The organism is Stenotrophomonas sp. Pemsol (genome assembly GCF_003586545.1).
GTDB lineage: Bacteria > Pseudomonadota > Gammaproteobacteria > Xanthomonadales > Xanthomonadaceae > Stenotrophomonas > Stenotrophomonas sepilia.
Map to the genome: position 1 here is coordinate 834,898 of NZ_CP025780.1, position 20,742 is coordinate 855,639.

The 20,742-nt window shown below is 66.2% G+C and carries 20 protein-coding genes; 8 read left to right on the plus strand and 12 right to left on the minus strand.

The window, feature by feature from the left end:
- Nucleotides 1-117: 117 nt before the first annotated feature.
- On the plus strand, nucleotides 118-2,106 hold the full coding sequence (locus tag PEM_RS03875) for a prolyl oligopeptidase family serine peptidase (RefSeq protein ID WP_065178122.1): 1,989 nt from the start codon (nucleotides 118-120) through the stop codon (nucleotides 2,104-2,106).
- Between the two features lie 56 nt (nucleotides 2,107-2,162).
- Here PEM_RS03875 and PEM_RS03880 read toward each other — a convergent pair whose 3' ends face one another.
- The 3 genes from PEM_RS03880 to PEM_RS03890 form a co-directional block, all read right to left on the minus strand.
- The gene (locus PEM_RS03880) at nucleotides 2,163-3,917 is read right to left on the minus strand and encodes an oligopeptide:H+ symporter (protein ID WP_065185996.1); all 1,755 of its coding nucleotides are present in this window, start codon (nucleotides 3,915-3,917) and stop codon (nucleotides 2,163-2,165) included.
- A 79-nt stretch (nucleotides 3,918-3,996) separates the two neighbouring features.
- On the minus strand, nucleotides 3,997-5,145 hold the full coding sequence (locus PEM_RS03885) for a heparan-alpha-glucosaminide N-acetyltransferase domain-containing protein (protein ID WP_111127879.1): 1,149 nt from the start codon (nucleotides 5,143-5,145) through the stop codon (nucleotides 3,997-3,999).
- Between the two features lie 56 nt (nucleotides 5,146-5,201).
- Nucleotides 5,202-5,717: a hypothetical protein gene (locus PEM_RS03890; RefSeq protein WP_005415677.1), complete on the minus strand. Its 516-nt coding sequence runs from the start codon at nucleotides 5,715-5,717 to the stop codon at nucleotides 5,202-5,204.
- Between the two features lie 327 nt (nucleotides 5,718-6,044).
- Between PEM_RS03890 and PEM_RS03895 the strand changes: the two genes are divergently transcribed.
- From PEM_RS03895 to PEM_RS03905, 3 genes are all read left to right on the plus strand, one after another.
- Entirely contained in the window at nucleotides 6,045-8,009 is a 1,965-nt protein-coding gene (locus PEM_RS03895) for an oligopeptide transporter, OPT family (RefSeq protein WP_049435318.1), read from the plus strand.
- A gap of 233 nt (nucleotides 8,010-8,242) precedes the next feature.
- Nucleotides 8,243-10,321 (plus strand): S9 family peptidase, encoded by a 2,079-nt coding sequence (locus PEM_RS03900; RefSeq protein WP_005415679.1) that lies wholly within the window; start codon nucleotides 8,243-8,245, stop codon nucleotides 10,319-10,321.
- Between the two features lie 140 nt (nucleotides 10,322-10,461).
- Nucleotides 10,462-11,706 (plus strand): DUF819 family protein, encoded by a 1,245-nt coding sequence (locus PEM_RS03905; protein ID WP_111127881.1) that lies wholly within the window; start codon nucleotides 10,462-10,464, stop codon nucleotides 11,704-11,706.
- A gap of 63 nt (nucleotides 11,707-11,769) precedes the next feature.
- On the opposite strand, the gene PEM_RS03910 is transcribed toward PEM_RS03905, so the two are convergent.
- From PEM_RS03910 to PEM_RS03930, 5 genes are read right to left on the minus strand one after another with little or no spacing between them, the layout of a single operon-like run.
- The gene (locus tag PEM_RS03910) at nucleotides 11,770-12,249 is read right to left on the minus strand and encodes a hypothetical protein (protein WP_005415681.1); all 480 of its coding nucleotides are present in this window, start codon (nucleotides 12,247-12,249) and stop codon (nucleotides 11,770-11,772) included.
- A 46-nt stretch (nucleotides 12,250-12,295) separates the two neighbouring features.
- A complete protein-coding gene (gene minE / locus PEM_RS03915; RefSeq protein ID WP_005408532.1) occupies nucleotides 12,296-12,556 on the minus strand; it encodes a cell division topological specificity factor MinE in 261 nt (86 codons plus the stop codon).
- Nucleotides 12,557-12,558: 2 nt separating this feature from the next.
- Entirely contained in the window at nucleotides 12,559-13,368 is an 810-nt protein-coding gene (gene minD, locus PEM_RS03920) for a septum site-determining protein MinD (RefSeq protein WP_005415682.1), read from the minus strand.
- Between the two features lie 35 nt (nucleotides 13,369-13,403).
- Nucleotides 13,404-14,249, minus strand: a complete 846-nt coding sequence (minC, locus tag PEM_RS03925; protein WP_049413254.1) for a septum site-determining protein MinC — start codon at nucleotides 14,247-14,249, stop codon at nucleotides 13,404-13,406.
- Entirely contained in the window at nucleotides 14,195-14,791 is a 597-nt protein-coding gene (locus tag PEM_RS03930; protein ID WP_005415684.1) for a GNAT family N-acetyltransferase, read from the minus strand. Before PEM_RS03930 ends, minC begins: the two co-directional genes overlap by 55 nt.
- Before the next feature lie 151 nt (nucleotides 14,792-14,942).
- On the opposite strand from PEM_RS03930, the gene PEM_RS03935 reads away from it, so the two are divergent.
- The 4 genes from PEM_RS03935 to PEM_RS03950 all read left to right on the plus strand — a co-directional run bounded on the left by PEM_RS03935 (nucleotide 14,943) and on the right by PEM_RS03950 (nucleotide 18,565).
- Nucleotides 14,943-16,139 (plus strand): sensor histidine kinase, encoded by a 1,197-nt coding sequence (locus PEM_RS03935; protein WP_053497662.1) that lies wholly within the window; start codon nucleotides 14,943-14,945, stop codon nucleotides 16,137-16,139.
- Nucleotides 16,139-16,780: a response regulator transcription factor gene (locus PEM_RS03940; RefSeq protein WP_006424175.1), complete on the plus strand. Its 642-nt coding sequence runs from the start codon at nucleotides 16,139-16,141 to the stop codon at nucleotides 16,778-16,780. Before PEM_RS03935 ends, PEM_RS03940 begins: the two co-directional genes overlap by 1 nt.
- A gap of 234 nt (nucleotides 16,781-17,014) precedes the next feature.
- The gene (locus tag PEM_RS03945) at nucleotides 17,015-18,088 is read left to right on the plus strand and encodes an SRPBCC family protein (protein ID WP_005415686.1); all 1,074 of its coding nucleotides are present in this window, start codon (nucleotides 17,015-17,017) and stop codon (nucleotides 18,086-18,088) included.
- A 105-nt stretch (nucleotides 18,089-18,193) separates the two neighbouring features.
- On the plus strand, nucleotides 18,194-18,565 hold the full coding sequence (locus tag PEM_RS03950) for a DUF423 domain-containing protein (protein ID WP_005415687.1): 372 nt from the start codon (nucleotides 18,194-18,196) through the stop codon (nucleotides 18,563-18,565).
- A gap of 383 nt (nucleotides 18,566-18,948) precedes the next feature.
- Here the strand turns inward: PEM_RS03950 and PEM_RS03955 are convergent, their stop codons facing one another.
- The 4 genes from PEM_RS03955 to PEM_RS03970 are packed head-to-tail and all read right to left on the minus strand — an operon-like array spanning nucleotide 18,949 to nucleotide 20,720.
- The gene (locus PEM_RS03955; protein WP_111127882.1) at nucleotides 18,949-19,758 is read right to left on the minus strand and encodes a M15 family metallopeptidase; all 810 of its coding nucleotides are present in this window, start codon (nucleotides 19,756-19,758) and stop codon (nucleotides 18,949-18,951) included.
- A gap of 9 nt (nucleotides 19,759-19,767) precedes the next feature.
- Entirely contained in the window at nucleotides 19,768-20,361 is a 594-nt protein-coding gene (locus PEM_RS03960) for a PH domain-containing protein (RefSeq protein ID WP_111127884.1), read from the minus strand.
- Nucleotides 20,362-20,364: 3 nt separating this feature from the next.
- Nucleotides 20,365-20,544, minus strand: coding sequence for a DUF4177 domain-containing protein (locus PEM_RS03965; RefSeq protein ID WP_005415690.1), 180 nt, complete (start codon nucleotides 20,542-20,544; stop codon nucleotides 20,365-20,367).
- Nucleotides 20,541-20,720 (minus strand): Arc family DNA binding domain-containing protein, encoded by a 180-nt coding sequence (locus PEM_RS03970; RefSeq protein WP_065178114.1) that lies wholly within the window; start codon nucleotides 20,718-20,720, stop codon nucleotides 20,541-20,543. The genes PEM_RS03965 and PEM_RS03970 overlap by 4 nt, the downstream gene beginning before the upstream one ends.
- Nucleotides 20,721-20,742 lie beyond the last annotated feature (22 nt).

Below are 20,742 nucleotides of genomic sequence, written 5' to 3' on the forward strand. Positions count from 1 at the left end.
TAGTGGCAACGACGGCACCGGCAACGGTGCCGTCGTCTTTTCCGGCTCTGGCGTCAAACGCTCGGCGCTGCCTAGAATCGGCCACCAGGACAAGGTGTCCACAGGAGCAGGGGAAGGATGCACAAGACCATTCTGGCGGCCGCACTGGCCGTCATCGGGGGCGTTGCCGCAGGCAGCGCGGGGGCGGTGGACCTGACGCAGTACCTGCGCCGGGAGACCTTCACCGATATCAAGATCTCGCCGGGGGGCGAGTACGTAGCGGCAACGGTTCCGAGGGAGGACAGTACCGCGATCGCGATCCTGCGGTTGAAGGACAAGGAGGTGGTCGGCAGTTTCTGGCCGCCCAGCCGCAATCATGCGCAGGAATTCGACTGGGTCAGCAACGAGCGCCTGTTGATCGGCCTGGCCCAGAAGTGGGGCTCGCTCGACCAGCCCAATCCCACCGGCGAACTCTATGCCATCGACGCCAATGGCAACCGTGGCGAGCTGCTGGTCGGCTATCGCGTCGAAAGCAAGGGCCCGGGGACCCGCATCCAGCCGAAGAAAGTCGAAGCCGTGGCCGCCTTCCTGGCCGACGACCTGCCGGGTGACGAGCGCAACGTGCTGGTGACCGTATGGCCGCTGGCCGAGGATCCGTTCACCCGCGTCGATCGCATGGATGTGACCACCGGTCGTCGCTCGCGGGTGGCGTCTTCGCCGGTACGGCGCGGTGAGTTCACCACCGACGGCGCCGGCGAGGTCCGCTTCGTGCACGGCTCGGGCAGCGACAACATCAACAAGCTGTATTTCCGCGAACGCAGTGGCGACAGCTGGAAGCTGATCAATGATGAGGCGGTCAGCAAGCGCATCGAAACCGCCCTCGGCTTCTCGGCCGATGACAGCCTGGCCTACCTCAACGTCGAGCAGGCCCAGGGCCCGGATGCGATCGTCAGCTGGAACCCGCAGACCGGCGAACGCGCGACGCTTCTACGCGACGAGGTGGTCAATCCGTACCGCATCATCCACCGGCCCGGCACCCATGTGCCGGTAGGCGCGCTGTACCTGGGTGACAAACCGCGCACGCGCTTCTTCGATGAAGGCTCGGCCGATGCGCGCCTGTACCGCAGCCTGGAGGCCGCCTTCGGAGGGCCCGTCTACATCACCTCCAGCACCCGCGATGGCCGTGTCGTGCTGGTGGAAACCTGGTCGGGCTCGAATCCAGGCGATTTCTATGTGTACGACACGGTGGCGCGCAAGGCCGATCACCTGATCAGCCGCAGCGACTGGATCGACGTGGACCGTAGCGCCAGCGTGAAGCCGATTGCACTGAAGGCGCGCGACGGGCTGCCGCTGCATGGCTTCCTGACCCTGCCGGCCGGCAGCGACGGGCGCAACCTGCCGATGGTGGTGATGCCGCATGGCGGCCCGTTCGACATCTTCGATTCCGGCCAGTACGACCGCGAAACGCAGATGCTGGCCGCGGCCGGTTATGCCGTGCTGCAGGTCAACTTCCGTGGTTCGGGCAACTACGGCCGGGCCCACACCCAGGCCGGGGCGCAGCAGTGGGGCGCGGCGATGCAGGACGATGTCACCGATGCCACCCGCTGGGCAATCAGCGAAGGCATCGCCGACGGCCGTCGCATCTGTATCTACGGCGCCAGCTACGGGGCCTACTCGGCGATGATGGGTGCCGCCCGCGAACCCGGGTTGTATCAGTGCGCGGCGGGCTATGTCGGGGTCTACGACCTGCCGATGATGTACACCCGCGGCGACATCCAGGACCGGGGTTCAGGCGTGACCTATCTGCGCGAATGGCTGGGGGATCCGGCCAAGCTGGGTGCGGTGTCGCCGGTGAACATGGCCGAACGGATCAAGGTGCCGGTGTTCCTGGCCGCCGGTGGCGAAGACAAGCGCGCGCCGATCCAGCACACCGAGCGCATGGAAGCCGCGCTCAAGCGCGCCGGCACGCCGGTGGAAAGCCTGTACTACAAGACCGAAGGCCACGGCTTCTACACCGAGGCCCATCGCAGCGAGTACTACGACAAGCTGCTGGCCTTCCTGGCGCGCAGCCTGGGCGGCAAGACTGCGACGACCGCGCCCGCGACCGGCAAGGACAAGGCGCCCTGAGCTGACAGGGCGGTGGATGATCATTCCGCCGCCCTGGTTTTCCGCAAGCGCGGGGTTTACTTCACCCCGTGCATCATCTTCTTCAGCAGCGGTGCGGCGATGAAGGCCGCCAGTGCGCAACCCAGGCCGATCCACATCAGCAGCCAGAACAGGTGCGCATAGGCGCCGGCTGCGGCCACCATGTCCAGCGATTCGCCTTCCGGCACCTCGATCGCGGCCAGCTTGCCGAACAGCGCGGCCAGCGTTTCCGAGAACGCGGTGGCCAGGAACCAGGTGCCCATCATCAGGCTCATCACCCGCGGCACGGCCAGCTGGGTCACTGCCGACAGGCCGACCGGCGACAGGCACATCTCGCCGCTGGCGAGCAGGAAGTAGGCCAGCACCAGCCACCACACGCTGGCCATCTCGCCAGTGGCGCCCACCTGCTGCGCCGCCAGTGCCAGCGGTACGAACGACAGTGCGCCAATCACCAGGCCCCAGGCCGACTTCACCGGCTTGCCCGGCTCCCAGCCGCGGCGGTCCATCCACGTCCACAGCGCGGCGAAGGCCGGCGCCAGCAGCACCAGGAACAGGCCGCCGAGGTAGGTGAGCGAACCTGCGGTCTGCGGGATCACCAGGCAGTCGCGCACCAGCAGCACCAGCATCAGCACGACAATGGCGGCGAAGAACGCGCGCGGTGCGGCCGAACCCGGGCGCCGTTCCGACAGGCGCGCGCTGACCACGAAGCCCAGCGGTGCCAGCAGCAGCGAGAGGATGGACCACGGCAGCGGCGTGCCGCCGGTGATCACCAGCGAGGGCACGATGTCCTTGGTCAGCAGGCGGTCGGTGAAGGTCACCCACGAGCCGTAGGACTGCTCGTACATCGTGAAGAACACCAGTGCCATGAAGATCAGCACCATCAGCGCGATCATCTGCTGGCGCTGCACCGGCGTGCATTTCGTGCCGGTGAACCAGGCGAACCAGACCAGCACGCCGCCCAGCACCACCAGCATCAGCATCAGCGCCAGGCTGATTTCTCCGCCCAGCGCGAACGCGCCGTTGCCGGCGGCCCACATCAGCCACGCCACCGGCAGCACACCAAGCACCGCGCACAGGTAGATGAGCCATTCGCGCGGCAGGCCCATCACCTTCTGCTTCAGCGCCGCCGGCTGCGGCGGTTCGGCGTGGCCCTGCAGGTACTTCTGGCCCCACAGGAACATCGCCAGGCCGGCCAGCATGCCGATGCCGGCTGCACCGAAACCGTACTTCCAGCCATAGGCCTCGCCGAGGAAGCCGCACACCAGCGAGGAGAACAGCGCGCCGAGGTTGATGCCGGCGTAGAACAGCGAGAAGCCCGAATCGCGGCGCGGGTCGTCCTTGGCGTACAGCTTGCCGACGATGGTGGAGATGTTCGGCTTCAGGAAGCCGACGCCCATGATGATCAGCGCCAGCGACAGGTAGGTCACCGCCAGTGCCGAGGTGTCGCGCACCACTTCGCCGTTCACCCGGTAGGCTGCATGGCCCTCGAAGGCCATGCCGAGGTGGCCGAGCACCAGCAGGATGCCGCCGAACAGCACCGCCCGGCGCATGCCCAGCCAGCGGTCGGCCAGCATGCCGCCGAACACCGGGATGCAGTACACCAGGCCGCCGTAGGCGCCGAGCAGGTCCAGGCCGGCCTTGTCGCCGAACAGGTGGTACTTGGTCAGGTACAGCAGCAGCAGCGCCTTCATGCCGTAGAAGGAGAAGCGCTCCCACATTTCGGTGAAGAAGCAGACGTAGACGCCCTTGGGGTGGCCCAGGAAGTCGTCGGAAGCGATAGCGGTGGAATTCATCGCGGAATTATAGGCCTGTGGCCCGATCCGCTTTCAGTAGATCCACGCCATGCGTGGATTGCCGGACTGGCCTGGGCGATCACAGGTATCGCAACCAAGGCAGATCGCGCCTTCGCGCTTTGAACCGCGCGAAGGCCCGCGTCGGCGGATACAGCACCACTGCCAGTGCACAGGCCGCCAGCAGCAGGCCGCTGACCGAATCCAGGGCATACAACTCGCCATGGGTCGGCCCCCAGGCCGCCAATGCGGCCAGGTACAGCCCCTTCAGTAAGTACAGGTGCAGCAGGTAGAAGAACATCGGCGCAGCGCCGATATCGGCCAGCGGCTGCAGTGCCCGCGCCAGCGGCGGCCATTCGTACAGCCGCAGCAGCAACACTCCCACGCCCAGGGTCAGCAGCAGGAACTGCAAGGACGGCGGGTACTTGGTGACGTTGAAGATGCTCAGCCAGGTACGCAGCGTGGTGGCCTGGTACTGCCACGGTGCATCCCCGTACTGGTTGGCCAACCGCAGCAATGCGAACAGGGCCAGCGCGCTGACGCCTGCCCACAGCAGCCAGCGCTGGCGCTGCTCCGGCGCGCGCTCGCGGGCGAACCAGGGCCCCATCAGATAACCCAGTGCGATCACCCCGATCCACGGCAGTACCGGATAGGAGGTGCGCAGGCGCAGCGTGCCGGCCTCGATCCAGTCGCGCTGGTGCAGCACTTTCCACAGCACCGCCAGCAGGCCATTGCCTTGCAACCGAAGGCCGTCGAACAGGTTGTGCCCGGCCACCACCGCGATTGCCAGCATCAGCAGGGCCGGGCGTGGCAGCCACAGCAGGCCGGCCAGCGCGATCATGCTCAGCCCGATGGCCCAGATCACCTGTAGGTACAGCGTGTGCGGCGGCAGCTGGAAGGTCCAGGCGAAGTTCACCAGGGTCAGTTCCAGCACCACCAGGAACAGCCCGCGCTTGAGCAGGAAGGCGGCTGTGGCCCGGCGCGGATCCGGCTGGCGCTGGCCGTACAGCCAGGCCGACAGGCCGGTCAACAGGACGAACACGGGTGCGCACAGGTGGGCCAGCAGACGGCAGGCGAACAGCGCAGGGGAGACCGTGGCTGCGTCCATCGGGTCGCTCACCTGGTGCTGCAGGAAGAAGGTCTCGCGCACGTGGTCCAGCAGCATCAGCAGCATCACGGTGCCGCGCAGCTGGTCGATGGAGGCCTGGCGGGGAGAGGGGGAAGAGGGCACGTACGAGGTTTGGTTGGCGTGACAGGATATAACATAACGTTATGCGGTGCGGCCGTTCAGGATTGGCAGGCGTCCGCGCTCCAGCCCTTCTGTGCGTCGTGGCGGACGGGGATCACCCGAGTCGATCCGTCAGGCGCAGCTTTCAGGCAGAACTTCGCCGTGTAGCCCCTGATTGGGCCATTGGTGGGAGCGTTGAGGTAGACCTCATACAAGGTTGCAGGAATCAATGGCTGTGGAGAGGTGCGCAGCGTGGCCGAGGCTGGCAGATCACCGTAGACGATGCACTGGCCCGGCGCCAAAGGCTCTGCGGGAGTCAGGTCGTACATGAACGACCATGCCTTCACCGTGTCGTGGTGATAGACCATCACCGCTTGCAGGATACGGGGCGATCGGACCCATTCCAGTGCCCGCGGAGGCAGGCCGAAACAAGGTATTCCTTCCCGATCCTCGATCACCGCGGTGCCAAACCCGCTGTAGGCGTTGACGTTGCCTATACCCAGCAGCAGGCACAGCATCGCGCCCGCTGCAACGAGGAAGGCTCGCATCATCGTGATCAATGGTGCGTCTGCCATGCGGTCTCCTTGCCGACGATGTGTTGGTGGCAGTGCACGGTGTTGGATTCCGGGAATCGACTCAAGCAGGCGCTGAGCCGCAAACCCCATCGCCTGGCACGCATCGCCCGGTGGGCCGGGGGCGTCGGGGGATTGGGGTCAAGGGACCCCCGCTCCGACAAACCGGTGCACTGTGCACAACTTGGTCAAACACGACACATCTGAAGGGGCCAAGGGCCTGCTGGGGCGCAGTGCTGGGCGAGGGCTTGCCAGCCGGTACCAACCGCACTGGACTTGCCGCCCCCTGAACGCTAGCGTGGCAGGGATTTTTTGCCAGCAGGGGCTTCCATGAACCACGACGCTGCGCCCAAGCAGCTCACCTTCCGCGCAGTGGCCCTTGCCATCGTGCTGGCGGTGGTGCTGTCGGCCGCAAACGCCTACCTCGGTCTGTTCGCAGGCCTGACCATCGCCACCGCCATTCCCGCCGCGGTGATTTCCATGGGCGTGCTGCGCCTGCTGGGCGGTGGTTCCATCCTCGAGAACAACATCGTGCAGACCGGCGCCTCGGCCGGCTCGTCGATCGCCGCCGGTGTGATCTTCACCATCCCCGCGCTGGTGATCATGGGCTACTGGCCGGACTTCAAGTACTGGTGGGTGCTGGGCATCGCCGGCCTGGGCGGCCTGCTGGGCGTGCTGTTCTCGGTGCCGCTGCGCCGTTCGATGATCGTTGAAGACCCGCTGCCGTTCCCGGAAGGCAAGGCGGCGGCGGAAGTGCTCAAGGCCGGTGAGAACCCGGGTCCGGGCCTGAAGATCCTCGGCCTGTCGGCGGTGATCGGCGCCTTCGTCAAGCTGGCTGCGGAAAGCGGCATGCGCTTGATCCCGGACGCCTGGGCCACCTCGGCCTATGTCGGCAGCTCCAAGGTCACCGCCTTCATCGGCACCAACCTGTCGCCTGCACTGCTGGGCGTGGGCTACATCGTCGGCCTCAACGTCGGCATCGTGGTGGTGTCGGGCTCGATCCTGACCTGGCACATCGCCATTCCGATCTACCAGGCGTTCTTCATGAACACCGATCCGGCATTGGCCGCGTCGGTTGCTGCGGCTTCCTCCACCGAGGCCGCGTTCGCCATCTGGGGCGCGAAGATGCGCTACCTGGGCGTTGGTGCGATGCTGATCGGTGGCATCTGGACCCTGATCTCGCTGCGCAAGTCGCTGCTCAACGGCGTCAAGAGCGGTTTCGCCGCGGCCCGCAAGAGTGGTGGCCCGGTGCTGGCGCATACCGAGCGCGACCTGCCGATGAAGTGGATGCTGGTCGCCCTGGTGGCGTTCGTGCTGCCGCTGCTGGCCCTGTATCAGGCCATCGTCGGCCAGTGGCACGTGTCGATCCCGATGACCCTCATCATGATCGTCGCCGGCTTCCTGTTCGTCTCGGTCTCGGCCTACCTGGCCGGCCTGATCGGTTCGTCCAACAATCCGGTCTCGGGCATCACCATCTCCACCATCCTGTTCGCCTCGGCCGTGCTGGTCGTGCTGCTGGGCGCTGACGGCCTCAAGCCGGTCGGTGCCGGCGGGGCGCCGCTGGGCGCGGTGGCCGCGATCATGATTGGCGCGGTGGTGTGCTGTGCCGCTGCGGTCGGTGGTGACAACCTGCAGGACCTCAAGGCCGGTTACATCGTCGGTGCCACCCCGTGGAAGCAGCAGCTGATGCTGGGCATCGGTGCGTTCTCGTGCGCACTGATCATGGCCCCGGTACTGAACCTGCTGGCCACTGCCTACGGCATCGGCGTGAAGTCCGAGCTGCACCCGAACGCGCTGGCGGCGCCGCAGGCCAACCTGATGGCCTCGGTGGCCAAGGGCCTGTTCGGTGGTGAACTGCCGTGGACCTTCATCGGCATCGGTGCTGTGGTCGGCGCTGCCATCATCGCCTTCGACAGCTGGCTGAAGTCGCGCAACGCGCGCTTCCGCGTGCCGGTGCTGGCCGCCGCCATCGGCATCTACCTGCCGCTGGAACTGATGGTGCCGATCTTCCTCGGCGGCCTGATCGCCCATCTGGTCGAGCGCTTCCACAAGGTGCGCGCCGATGACGAAGAAGGCCGCGACCGCGTGCACAAGCCGGGCGTGCTGTTTGCCGCCGGCCTGATCACCGGTGAGGCACTGATGGGCATCGCCATCGCGATTCCGATCGTGGTCAGCAGCCGCGCCGACGTGCTGGCGGTGCCGTTCCACCTGCCGGGCGCACAGTGGATCGGCCTGGCCGTGCTGTTCCTGGTGGGCTGGCTGATCTACCGCACCGGCAAGTACGCCAAGGCGTAAGCAATGGGGTCGGACGCCTTCCCGCAGGGAAGGGCTCCGACCCCGCGCTGACGGCGTCTGGGGTCAGAGCCGATTCCGCCGGAATCGGATCCGACCCCGGCGTCCCCACAAACCCCGCTTCGGCGGGGTTTGCTGTTTCTGGCGATTGCCCGCCTGCAGCCATGACCGATGGCCTTGGCAGCCCCGGCCATGCGGGCCTACCATCGGTTTTTTGCCGTCCTGCGGAGACCCCGATGAAACTGCGTCATGCCCTGCTGCCACTGAGCCTGCTGGCCGCCCTGCCCAGCGTCGCCGCTGCCCGTGGCCTGGAAGTCCGCGACATGGTGGCCATGGACCGCGTCTCCGCGCCGGTATTGACCGCTGACGGCGGCACCGTGGTGTTCGCCAAGCGCAGCGTGGATGCCAATCTCAAGGCCTCCACCGCGCTGTACGCGCGCAACCTGCGCACCCGCGACGCAGCGCCGCCGAAGCAGATCACCCCGGCCGGCTGGAACGTCAATTCCGCTTCGCTGTCGGCCGATGGCCAGACCGTGTATTTCCTCAGTGCCAGGAACGGCAGCCAGCAGCTGTACGCGCAGCCGATCAGCGGCGGCACGCCGCGCCAGCTGACCGACTTCCCGGTCGACGTGGACAGCTACCGTGTGTCGCCGCAGGACGACCGCGTGTTGTTCAGCGCCGGCGTGTTCCAGGCGTGCGCCTCGGACCTGGCCTGCACCGAGAAGAAGCTGAAGGAAAAGAAGGACGCCAAAGCCAGCGGCCAGGTGTGGGATTCGCTGTTCGTGCGCCATTGGGACACCTGGAACGACGGTCGCCGCAACACCCTGTTCGTCGCTCCGCTGCCGGCAGCCAAGGCCGGTGCAGTCAAGGGCGCTTCGGCGCTGAGCGCGACCATCGATGGTGATGCGCCGTCCAAGCCGTTCGGCGGCAATGACGACTTCGTTTGGTCGCCGGACGGCGCCAGCGTGGTGGCCAGCATCCGCGTGGCCGGCAAGCAGGAGCCGTGGTCGACCAACTTCGACCTGTACCGCTTCGACGCCGCCGGCAAGCAGGCGCCGGTCAACCTGACGGCCTCCAACCCGGCCTGGGATGCCGGCCCGGTGTTCAGTGCCGACGGCAAGACGCTGTTCTACCGCGCGATGAAGCGCCCGGGCTTCGAGGCCGACCGCTTCGGCCTGATGGCGATGGACGTTGCCAGCGGCAAGACCCGCGAGATTGCCCCGCAGTGGGATCGTTCGGCCGGTGGCATCACCCTGTCCGCCGACGGCGCCAGCATCTACACCACCGCCGACGACCTCGGCGAACACCCGCTGTTCCAGATCGACGTGGCCAGCGGCAAGGCCACCAAGCTGATCGGCGACGGCAGCGTTACCGCGGTCGACGTGGCCGGCAACAGCGTGGCGATCACCCGCAACAGCCTGAAGAGCAACGACCAGGTGCTGGTCGGCCTGCTGCCGGCCGCGGGCGAAGCCATCGGCGAACTGCGCGCGCTGACCCCGGCCGCAGGCGAGGTGCTGAAGGACGTGTCCTTCGGCGACTACGAGCAGTTCGAGTTCAAGGGCTGGAACAACGACACCGTGCACGGCTACGTGGTCAAGCCGCACAACTACCAGGAAGGCAAGTCCTACCCGGTGGCGTTCCTGATCCACGGCGGCCCGCAGGGCAGCTTCGGCAATGGCTGGAGCTACCGCTGGAACCCGCAGACCTACGCGGGCCAGGGCTACGCGGTGGTGATGATCGACTTCCACGGCTCCACCGGCTATGGCCAGGCATTCACCGATGCGATCAGCCAGCACTGGGGCGACCGCCCGCTGGAAGACCTGCAGAAGGGCTGGGATGCGGCACTGAAGAAGTATTCCTTCCTCAACGGTGACAAGGCCTGCGCGCTGGGCGCCAGCTACGGCGGCTTCATGGTCAACTGGATCGCCGGCAACTGGAACGGCCCGTTCAAGTGCCTGGTCAACCACGACGGCGTGTTCGACCAGCGCATGATGGGCTACGCCACCGAAGAACTGTGGTTCACCGAGTGGGAGCAGGGCGGCACGCCGTACCAGAAGGCCGCCAACTACGAGAAGTTCAACCCGGTCAACCACGTGGCGGACTGGAAGAAGCCGATCCTGGTCATCCACGGCCAGCAGGACTTCCGCATTCCGGTCGAGCAGGGCCTGGCCGCGTTCACCGCCGCCCAGCGCCAGGGCATCGAATCGAAGTTCCTGTACTTCCCGGATGAAAACCACTGGGTGCTGAAGCCGAACAACAGCATCCTGTGGCATGACACCGTCAATGCCTGGCTGAAGCAGCACATCGGCAATTGATGATTGCAGCGCCGCCCTTCGGGGCGGCGCTTTTGTTTCACCCTCTGCTTTACCGGTGGGGGCCGACCGTTGGTCGGTACACCTTCCGGATCTGCCGCCAACAGCAGCCGGCCAGCGGCCGGCTCTACCAGAGCGCCTGCATGCCTTCGACTGCCCTGATCCAGAACGACATCGTCGTCTTCGGTTTGATTGCCGCCACCCTTGGCGCCGTGTTCTGGACCGCCTCGCGGGAGCAGGGCCTGTGGAAGCGCGTCTACACCTTCGTGCCGGCACTGCTGCTGTGTTACCTGATTCCCGGCATCTACAACACTGTGGGCCTGATCGACGGGCAGAACACCCGGCTCTACAACCCGATCGCGCGCGACATCCTGCTGCCGGCGGCGCTGATCCTGCTGACCCTTGCGGTCGACATCAAGGGCATCCTGCGGCTTGGCCCGAAGCTGGTGCTGATGTACCTGGGTGCCTCGGCCAGCATCATGCTCGGTGCGGTGGTGGCGTTCCTGCTGATGCGTGCCGTGCATCCGGAAACCGTGGCCGGAGACACCTGGGCCGGCATGGCCGCGCTGGCGGGCAGCTGGATCGGCGGCGGCGCCAACATGCTGGCGATGCGTGAAGTGTTCGACGTCAATGCGACCACCTTCGGACAGTTCGCGGTGGTCGACGTCGGGGTCGGCTACGTATGGATGGCCGCGCTGATCTTCCTGGCCGGGCGCGCGGCGAAGATCGACGCGCGCAGTGGCGCCGATACCTCGGCCATCGATGAGCTGAAGGAGCGCATCGCGCGCTTCCAGGCCGAACACGAACGCATTCCCAGCCTGACCGACCTGATGCTGATCGTGGCGGTGGCCTTCGGCGGTGTCGGCCTGGCTCACGCCATTGGCGCACCGCTGGCGGCGTGGTTCAAGGCGAATGTCAGCTGGGCTGCGCAGTTCGGCCTGGACGCGCCGTTCGTGTGGGTGGTGGTGCTGTCGACCACGCTCGGCCTCAGCCTGAGTTTCACCCGTGCGCGCAACCTGGAAGGCGCGGGCGCATCGCGCCTGGGCTCGCTGCTGCTGTACTTCCTGATCGCCTGCATCGGCATGCAGATGGATCTGCTGGCGCTGCTGGACCGCCCGTGGCTGTTCCTGCTGGGCATCATCTGGATCAGCGTGCACATCGTGCTGCTGTGGTGCCTGGGCAAGCTGCTGAAGGTACCGTTCTTCTATTTCGCCATCGGTTCGCAGTCGAACATCGGTGGCCCAGCCTCGGCGCCGGTGGTGGCCGCGGCGTTCCATCCGGCCCTGGCGCCGGTCGGCGTGCTGCTGGGGACGATGGGCTATGCCACCGGCACGTACCTGGCCTACATCGTCGGCATCACCCTGCGCGCGCTGGCCGGGCAGGGCTGATACGGTGATGGGGTCAGATCCCTTTTGCGACGCAAAAAGGATCTGACCCCGGTTCCCGGTGAATCACGCCACCGGCAAGCCGCGTTCGATCAACCACGCCTTCGCGTCTTCGGCGTCCTGTTCAAACCACGCCTGGGTAGATCCCAGCCGATACGTATATCCCCACGCATCCATGTCGGCCATCAGCCGCTGGCTGCCGACACCGGGCAGCTGCCCGGCCAGCACGATCTGCAGGTAGCAGGTCGCGTCTTCCTCGGCCACCGAGTCGGTGGCATCGGTGTGCACCTGCGCACGCCGTTCCGGCGGCAGTACGATCAGGTGGCAGGCCTCATGCAGCATCGAGTGCACGGGCGTGTCATCGCGTACGTACACGTTGCTGGCGATGATGCCGGCCTCTGGCTCGCCCCAGTAACTGCCGGGAATCGGTTCGCCGGGCGCCACGTGGTGCAGCCGAAGGCCATGCGCGGCGAGCAGGCGCTGCGCGTCGGCGAAGGCGATGTCGCCCACGCAGGTGATGTCCACGGCGGTTGTCGTATCGGTCATGCGGGTCAGACAGCCCCGCCCATGCAGGCACGGGCGGGGCAGGGGATCAGGGCTTGTCCGGACCTTCGGGCAGCGCCACGGAAATGTCCAGCACGTCGTGCTGGCCATCCTTTACCAGGTCGACCTTCACCGCATCGACGTCGATGTTCACGTACTTCTTGATCACTTCCAGCAGCTCGCGCTGCAGCAGCGGCAGGTAGTCCGGGCCACCACGGTGGCTGCGTTCCTGCGCGATGATGATCTGCAGGCGGTTCTTGGCGGTTTCGGCGGTGGTCTTCTTCGCTTTGAGGAAATCAAACAGGCCCATGCTTACCCTCCGAACAGCTTGCTGAAGAAGCCCTTCTTCTCGACGTTGGTGAAGCGCATCGGGCGTTCTTCGCCGAGGATGCGCGCGACGGCGTCTTCATAGGCCTGGCCGGCAGCGGATTCGACATCCAGGATGACCGGCTCGCCCTTGTTGGAGGCGTTGAGCACGTCGCCCGATTCCGGAATCACGCCGATCGCCTTCAGGCCGAGCACTTCCTCGACGTCGGCGATGCTCAGCATCTCGCCGCTTTCCACGCGCAGCGGGGTGTAGCGGGTCAGCAGCAGGAAGGCCGGCACGTCCTGGCCGGACTCGGCCTTGTGGGTCTTCGAGTCGAGCAGGCCGATGATGCGGTCGGAGTCGCGCACCGACGACACTTCCGGGTTCACCACCACCACCGCACGATCGGCGAAATACATCGCCAGGAAGGCACCCTTCTCGATGCCGGCCGGGGAGTCGCAGATGATGTAGTCGAAACCGTCGGCGGCCAGGTCCTTCAGGACCTTGCCCACGCCTTCCTGGGTCAGTGCGTCCTTGTCGCGGGTCTGCGAGGCGGCCAGCACGTACAGGTTGTCAAAGCGCTTGTCCTTGATCAGGGCCTGCTTGAGGGTGGCTTCGCCGTGCACGACGTTGACGAAGTCATACACCACGCGGCGTTCGCAGCCCATGATCAGGTCGAGGTTGCGCAGGCCGACGTCGAAGTCGATCACCGCCACCTTCTTGCCGCGCCGAGCCAGGCCGCAGGCCAGGCTCGCGCTGGAAGTGGTCTTGCCGACGCCGCCCTTGCCGGAGGTGACTACGATGATTTCAGCCAAAGGACTTCTCCTGATGATTCTGTTTGGGGGCTGCGTCAGTCCAGCGCAGCGATCTTGATCTGGTCCTGTTCCAGCCACACCTGCACGGCCTTGCCGCGCAGGTTGTCCGGGACATCGTCCAGTACCTTGTAATGGCCTGCAATGGCGACCAGTTCCGCATGGAAATCACGGCAGAAAATGCGTGCCGCAGTGTTGCCCTGGGCCCCTGCCAGCGCGCGGCCGCGCAGGGTGCCGTAGATGTGGATGCTGCCATCGGCAATGACCTCGGCGCCGGCGCCGACGGTGGCCATCACGGTCAGGTCGCAGTTCTCCGCGTACAGCTGCTGGCCCGAACGCACGTTGCCCAGCTGCATGCGGCCCGGCTTTGGTGCAGCCGCGTCGGCCACCTTGGCCACCGGCGTTGCCGGGGCCGGCTTCGGTTCGGCACGGGCTGCGCGGCGCGGCTCCGGTGCAGGCGGCGGCGGGGCCGGTTCGGCCTCGGCACGCTCGTACTGCGCTCGGAACTTGGCCAGCAGCGGCAGGCCGAGCTGCTGCGAGAGCAGGTCGATCGCGCTGGTGCCATAGGCAAGCGCCACCGGCAGCACGCCGGCGCTGCGCAGGCCATCGACCAGCGCCTGCGCGGTGGCCACATCCGGCACCTGGCTCAGGCCGCCGAAGTCGAGGATCACCGCGGCGCGGCCGAACAGCTTCGGGGCGCGGGTCACGCGCTCGCGCATTTCCTGCACGAGGCGTTCGACATCAAGGGTACGGATGCGCAGGTTGGCGATGCCCACCTGGCCGATCTTCAGTTCACCGGCCTGTTCGTAATCGAAATTCACCGCCACGCTCAGGTCCCCGTCGGCCGCTGTGCCTGCGCCGGCAGCTGCCGTGCGCGTGTCCATGCCACATCCGGCAGCTTGCCGCCGTAGGTCTCCTTGACCCAGGGGTAGCTGCACAGTTCCTTGGCCAGCATGCTGGCGCGCACATCGACCTGCGGCATCGTGTTCTGGCCCAGCTCGCGGAAGCCGAAGCTGCCGTGGAAGAGCAGGGCGGCATCGGCGCCATGGTCGAGGAAGACTTCGCAGGTCATCTGCGGGTAGCGCAGTTCGGCGAAGCTCTGCGCGTCGGCATAGAACGCACGGCCGACGCCGCCGCCACGACGGCGGCTGGCGACCACGATGCGGTCGATATAGAAGAACGGGGTGTCCAGCTGCTGCTTGAACCAGGCGAAATTGCTGCTGTCGTGCTGGCTGTCGCTGCCAAAGCCGATCAGGAAGCCGGCCAGGTTGCCGTCGCGCTCGGCGACGCGGAAGTATTCAGCGGTTTCATAGAACAGGCGCAGGCGAGCCGCATCCAGGGGAAGGATGGCCAGGCCAGCATTGTTGTTCAAAGCCAGGACGGAATCGAGCTCGTGCTCGCGCACGTCGCGGATGACAATCGACATTGTGACTCCGTGGGGTAACGCGGTTGGTCCATCAAGGGACCCTGCGCACGATTATTGCATGCCCGGGGTGGGCTGCGGCATGAACAGGCGACTGCAGGGGCATGACTTCCGTGGGAGTGCGCGACGCAGGCCGGGCCCGTAGAGTGCTGGCATGTTGGGAGTCCTCAGCCATACCCGCGTCCTCCGCCTGGCCGGCCTGTTCACCTGGGTCATGGTCGGCCTGCCGCTGGCGTACTCGCAGTTCGAGAACCTGCACAGCCGCGCTGACATGGGCGGCTGGGCGATCCTGCTGTTCGTTGCCTACCTGTCCTTCGGCACGGCCTACTACTGGCTGACCCGCATCCTGCGCAGCGACAGCCACACCAGCTGGCTGGACCGCAGCCTGCTGCTGTTGCTGACGGTCTCGGCGCTGGGGGTCAGCTTCCTCAGCGGGTCGGGCCTGGGCAGCATCCTGATGATGGTCGCCGCCGGGGTCATTCCGTGGATGCTGTCGGTACGGCTGGGGGTGCTGTGGCTGCTGGTCAGCCAGCTGGCCGTGGCTCCGGTCTACTACATGCTGCTGCGCTTCCCGCTGTTCGAAGCGGTGATGCAGTCGCTGCTGTACGGCGGCTTCTCCATGTTCATCTTCGTGACCAGCCTGGTTGCGCGTCAGCAGACCGAGGCCCGCGACGAGCAGCGCCGGCTCAATTCAGAGCTGCGCGCCACCCGCGCCCTGCTGGCCGAGAGCGCGCGGGTCAACGAGCGCACCCGCATTTCGCGCGAACTGCATGACCTGCTGGGCCACCAGCTGACCGCGCTGACCTTGAACCTGGAGGTCGCCGGGCACCTGGCCGAGGGCCAGGCCCTGGATCACGTGAAGCGCTCGCACGCGCTGGCCAAGCTGTTGCTGGGCAACGTGCGCGAGGTCGTGAGCCAGCTGCGCGAGACCGGCGCGATCGATCTGGCCGCGGCCCTGCGCCCGCTGACCGAGAACGTGCCCTCGCTGGACATCCAGCTGGAGATCGAGGATCCGCTGAACGTGGAGGACCCGCAGCGGGCCCACGTACTGCTGCGCTGCACCCAGGAGATCATCACCAACGCGGTGCGCCATGCCAGTGCCCGCCACCTGTGGATCAAGGTGTACCGTGAAGCCCCCGATCGGGTGGTGGTCGAGGCCCGCGACGACGGCGTCGGCGCGGATATGGTCAATGTGGGCAATGGCTTGCGCGGCATGCGCGAGCGCCTGCAACAATGTGGTGGCCAGCTGCAGATCGAAACCCGCCCCGGTGAGGGTTTCCGGCTGCGGGCGACGGTGCCGGCAACGGTGCTGGTGGCGGCCCTTACCAAGGTTCCTGAAGGAGTGCGTTGATGATTCGCGTCTGCCTGGTCGACGACCAAACCCTGGTGCGGCAGGGAATCCGCTCCCTGCTGGCGCTCGACGACGGCATCGAGGTGGTGGCCGAGGCCGGCGACGGCCGGCAGGCGGTCGAGCTGATCCCCCAGGTACGCCCCGACGTGGTGCTGATGGACATGCGCATGCCGGTGATGTCGGGGCTGGAGGCCCTGCAGGTGCTGTCGAGGCAGGAACAGCTGCCGCCGACCATCATCCTCACTACCTTCGACGACGATCAGCTGGTGCTGGCCGGGCTCAAGGCCGGTGCCAAGGGCTACCTGCTCAAGGACGTCACCCTGGCACAGCTGGTCGGTGCCATCCGCACCGTGGCCGACGGGGGATCGCTGGTGCAGCCGGCGGTAACCCAGCGCCTGCTGTCCGGCCTGGAGCACATGCGCAATGAATTCGTCAGCCTGGACCGCCCGGACCCGCTGACCGACCGCGAGACCGAGATCCTGCGGCTGATGGCCAGTGGCTTCTCCAACAAGGAGATCGCCAATTCGCTGGGCGTCGCCGAGGGCACCATCAAGAACCACGTGTCCAACATCCTTTCCAAGCTGGGTGTGCGCGACCGTACGCGTGCCGTATTGAAGGCCTTCGAACTCCAGCTGGTATAAGAAAAATCTTTCAAGTACAAAGACTTGGGCCGTGGCCGGGGGTTTCCGCCAGGGTTGACCCCTACTTGCCGGGTAGCGGTATGCGTTACCCTTCGAATCCTTTGTCCATACAAATACGCAGCCGGCAGGGAAACCGGTGCGCCAATCCCGATAAACAATGCCCGCGAAGCCTGCTAGGATTGGCGCTTCGCTTCAATCAACCCGGCCGTGGGATCGGCCCCGGAGACTCTCTGAATGACCCGTATTATCGAGTTCCTGATCGCCTTGGGGATCGTGGCTGGCCTGTTCGTCATCATTGGCGTATGTCTGCCGGGCGAGCGTCACATCACCGAAAGCATCGAGACCAACCGCAAGATGACGATCGTGTACGACACGGTCAGCAGCCTGCGCCGCTTCAAGGACTGGAACCCGCTGGTACTGCGCGATCCCGCCGTTGACCTGAAGCTGTCCGGCCCGGCCTCGGGTGTCGGTGCCACCCTCGACTTCACCTCCAAGGACCTGGGTACCGGTTCCTGGAAGATCACCGAAGCCGAAGAGAACAAGCGTGTTGTGATCGCCATCGAGGACGCCACCAAGGGTCACGACAAGGTCACCACCTTCAACCTGGAGCCGACCGGCAAGGGCGGTCGCAACGTCAAGATCACCCAGGACTACTCGGTGAAGTACGGCTTCGACCTGTTCGGCCGTTACGCCGGCCTGTATGTCAGCCGCCAGATCGGCGACGACATCAAGATGGGTCTGTCGCGCATGGCCAACATGCTCGCAACCGTGCCGAACGTGGACTACCGCACGCCGGAAGCCCCGCTGACCGACCTGGCCATCGTTGAAGTGCCGGCCGAGAACCTGCTGGTGGTCAACGCCGGCAACGTGGACCGCGGTCAGGACACCATCACCAAGTCCATCAAGGACAACCAGGAGTGGATCAAGCGCGTGATGGAGGCCAATGGCCTTGAAGCTGCCGGTCCGTTCCGCATCATCACCACCGACTTCGGCCAGGAGAAGTACGCCTTCGACATTGCCCAGCCGGTGAAGAAGAAGGGTGCCGAAGGTGCTGCTGCCGACGAGCTGACCGTCAAGATCGACGGCGGCGCTCCGGTCAAGTACGTGCACGTTGCTCCGCACCGTTCGGCGCATGCGGCCTACACCGGCCACATGGCGGGTCTGGACGTGGCGCGCAACGGCCTGCGTGCCTGGGCCGTGACCTCGGGCAACGAAGTCATCGACCGTCCGTACGAAACCTGGAAGGACGGCATCGACAAGTCGTTCACCCCGGAAGGTACCTACGACATCTACTGGGCCGTCAAGTAATCCCCGGCTGACCCATGTAGTGTTGGACACGAAAACGCGCCGCTCATTGCGGCGCGTTTTTTTTTCATCCGGCGCCCGGCAAGGGGCGCTGCGCAAGGAGCCCTCATGTTCAATCTGGAACGTCGCGCACGTAAGCCTTCCCTGCTGGCCTGCCTCGGGGCGCTGTTGGCTGCCGTCTCGATCGGCCTGTCTGCCTATGCATCGCATGGCGTGGCCGACCCGTTGGCGCAGCAGCATCTGAACATGGCGGCGCTGTATGCGTTCGCGCATGGCGCGGTGCTGGTCGCGCTTGGGCCGCGCGCGCAGGGGGTGATCGCACACCTGGCGCTGTACGTGCTGCTGCTGGGGGTCCTGCTGTTTTCCGGCAGCCTGGTGGGTGGGGCGTTGTGGCAGTGGCCGACACGGATGGCGCCGATCGGTGGCACCAGCATGATGGCCGGGTGGGTATTGCTGGCGATCAATGCGTTGAGGCGGTGAGGGTCGCAGGGCTGTCGCTCCGATCCATGCCGATGCGATCGTGATGGTTCATGGGCGTTACTTTTCTTTTCGGGCGAAAAGAAAAGTAACCAAAAGAAACGCGCCGCCGGCCGCGAGCCGGTGCTGTGCACCGGTCCCCTGCGCTCCTCGGCCCGTCGAGGGGCGGTGCGGAGAGCAGCCGAGCATGGCTCGGCTCTACAGAATCGCAAGCACCTCTTCACCCTCGCCGGACCTGCGGTGCTCGGCTCGCTTGAAGGCGGACCCAACAGCCGCGCGCTGATCCGTTGTAGAGGCTTCGAGCGAAGCGACCGGCTTTTGTCTTTGCTCTCTTGTTCCATCCCGCGGCCATGCGCTGACCGCTCCAGGCTTTCGCCACGAGGGGCTCAGCCGTTGGCCGGTTTCCAGCACCAGTGCCACGGTTCGTAGACGATGCCGTGCGGGTTGTCGCGCGGGTAGCTCAGCTGGAAGCCGTGCCCAGCGGCATGGGCTTGCAGCCAGGCGAACGCGTCGGTGGCTTCAAATGATTCCTCGGCCGGGGCATCGCCCGGCGTGCCGATGTCCAGCGCGTGGCCGCTGTGGTGTTCACTGAACCCCGGCGCGGCATTCACCTTCAGGATCTCCGTCACGCTCAGCCCGCGTGCCAGCTTCCGTTCGAAGATGCCCAGCTGGTAGGCATGGCTGCGGAAGCCGGAGATTGCATCCAGCGCGATGCCATCGCGCGCTGCATGCAGGCGCATCCGCCGCCAGGCCTGTGCAGCGCCGCGGCGCAGCCACAGCGGGCGGGCGAAGCGGTCGCGCCCAGCAAAGTGAAGCAGGCACGGTTCGGGTTCCAGCGGCAGGCCGCTGTCGTCGGCATAGCGCTGGGCATCCAGGCCGAGCTGCTGCAGGCGCTGCTGCAGCCCGGCGAGGGGCAGCCACTGCGCTTCCAGATTTGCACCGAACGGCCGGGCCGCGGCTGCATCCAGCAAGGCCAGTGCTTCCTCGGCCCCGAGCTCGCGCGCCAGGCGCGGCACCATGGCGTGCACGCCGTGTTCCACCACCGCCGCCAGGTAACGGCCATCGCACTTGCGCCGCAGCACCCAGTTCGCTCTTGACAGCAGGCGCGCGTCGAGATTGCTGCGCGCACGCAGCAGGTCTGCGGGCCACAGTTCGATGGCTTCGGTATTGATCAGCAGGGGCAGGCGTCGTTGCATCGCCGCAGCTTACTGCCGCGGGCCCGGCACGGCCACCTTGCGCAGTGCTTCCAGCAGCGCCTGTGGCCGATCGAGACTGAGCAGCAGGGTGCTGCCATCGCGGACCGGCAGGGCGAGGACGCTCGCGCGGTTGGTGACCAGCGCGAAACCCTTGCCACCGCCCTGCAGGCGAAAGTGACCGGAATAGAAGCCCGGCATCGCGTAGCCGTTGGTCTTGAAGCGGATGCCATAGCGGGGATCACGCTGCAGGTCGACCACCTCGGCCTGGTCCAGCCGCAACTGCGCCACCGGCACGCGGCGGCGGTACATCGTCGAGCGCACATCCAGCACGTTGTCGGCCAGTTCCACCCGGCGACGGAAGAATGCTGCGCCCAACCCGATGCCGAGTACCGCGATCACCAGCAGACTCCAGGCGGCACTGCCGCCCATCCGGAACCAGGGCGGCGACAGCGTTACTTCGATCCAGGGGGCACTGGCCGGCGCCTTGTACAGCTGCGCATACAAGCAGGCCACGAAGGCGGCGAGCAGGGGCAGCACGATCCACAGCACGCGCAACGGCGAGCTCTCGGCCACCTCGTACTGTTTCGGATCGCTGGCGCCCATGGCTCAGGCCTCCTTCTTGAACACCAGCATCGCCGGGCGCATCGGTGCGGGGATGATGATGTTGACCAGCTCCCAGCCCAGTTGGCCTTGGCGGCTCAGTTCGCTCTGGATGTCCTCGGCCTTGAGCAGGCCCATCATGGACGTCTTGACCTCGATCGTCTGGTAGCTCCAGCGCTTGCTCATTCCTTGTCCTCTGAAGATGGCGTGGGTTTCGGCAGGCGGCCTGCCTTGCGCAGGGCGTCGCGCAGCACGTATTCGATCTGTGCGTTGAGGCTGCGCAGCTCGTCGTCAGCCCAGCGTTGCGCCGCGGCCAGGACCTCGGCGTTGATGCGCAGCGGATAGGCTTTCTTCTCACTCATGCAAGCTCCTGGCGGGGCGGTG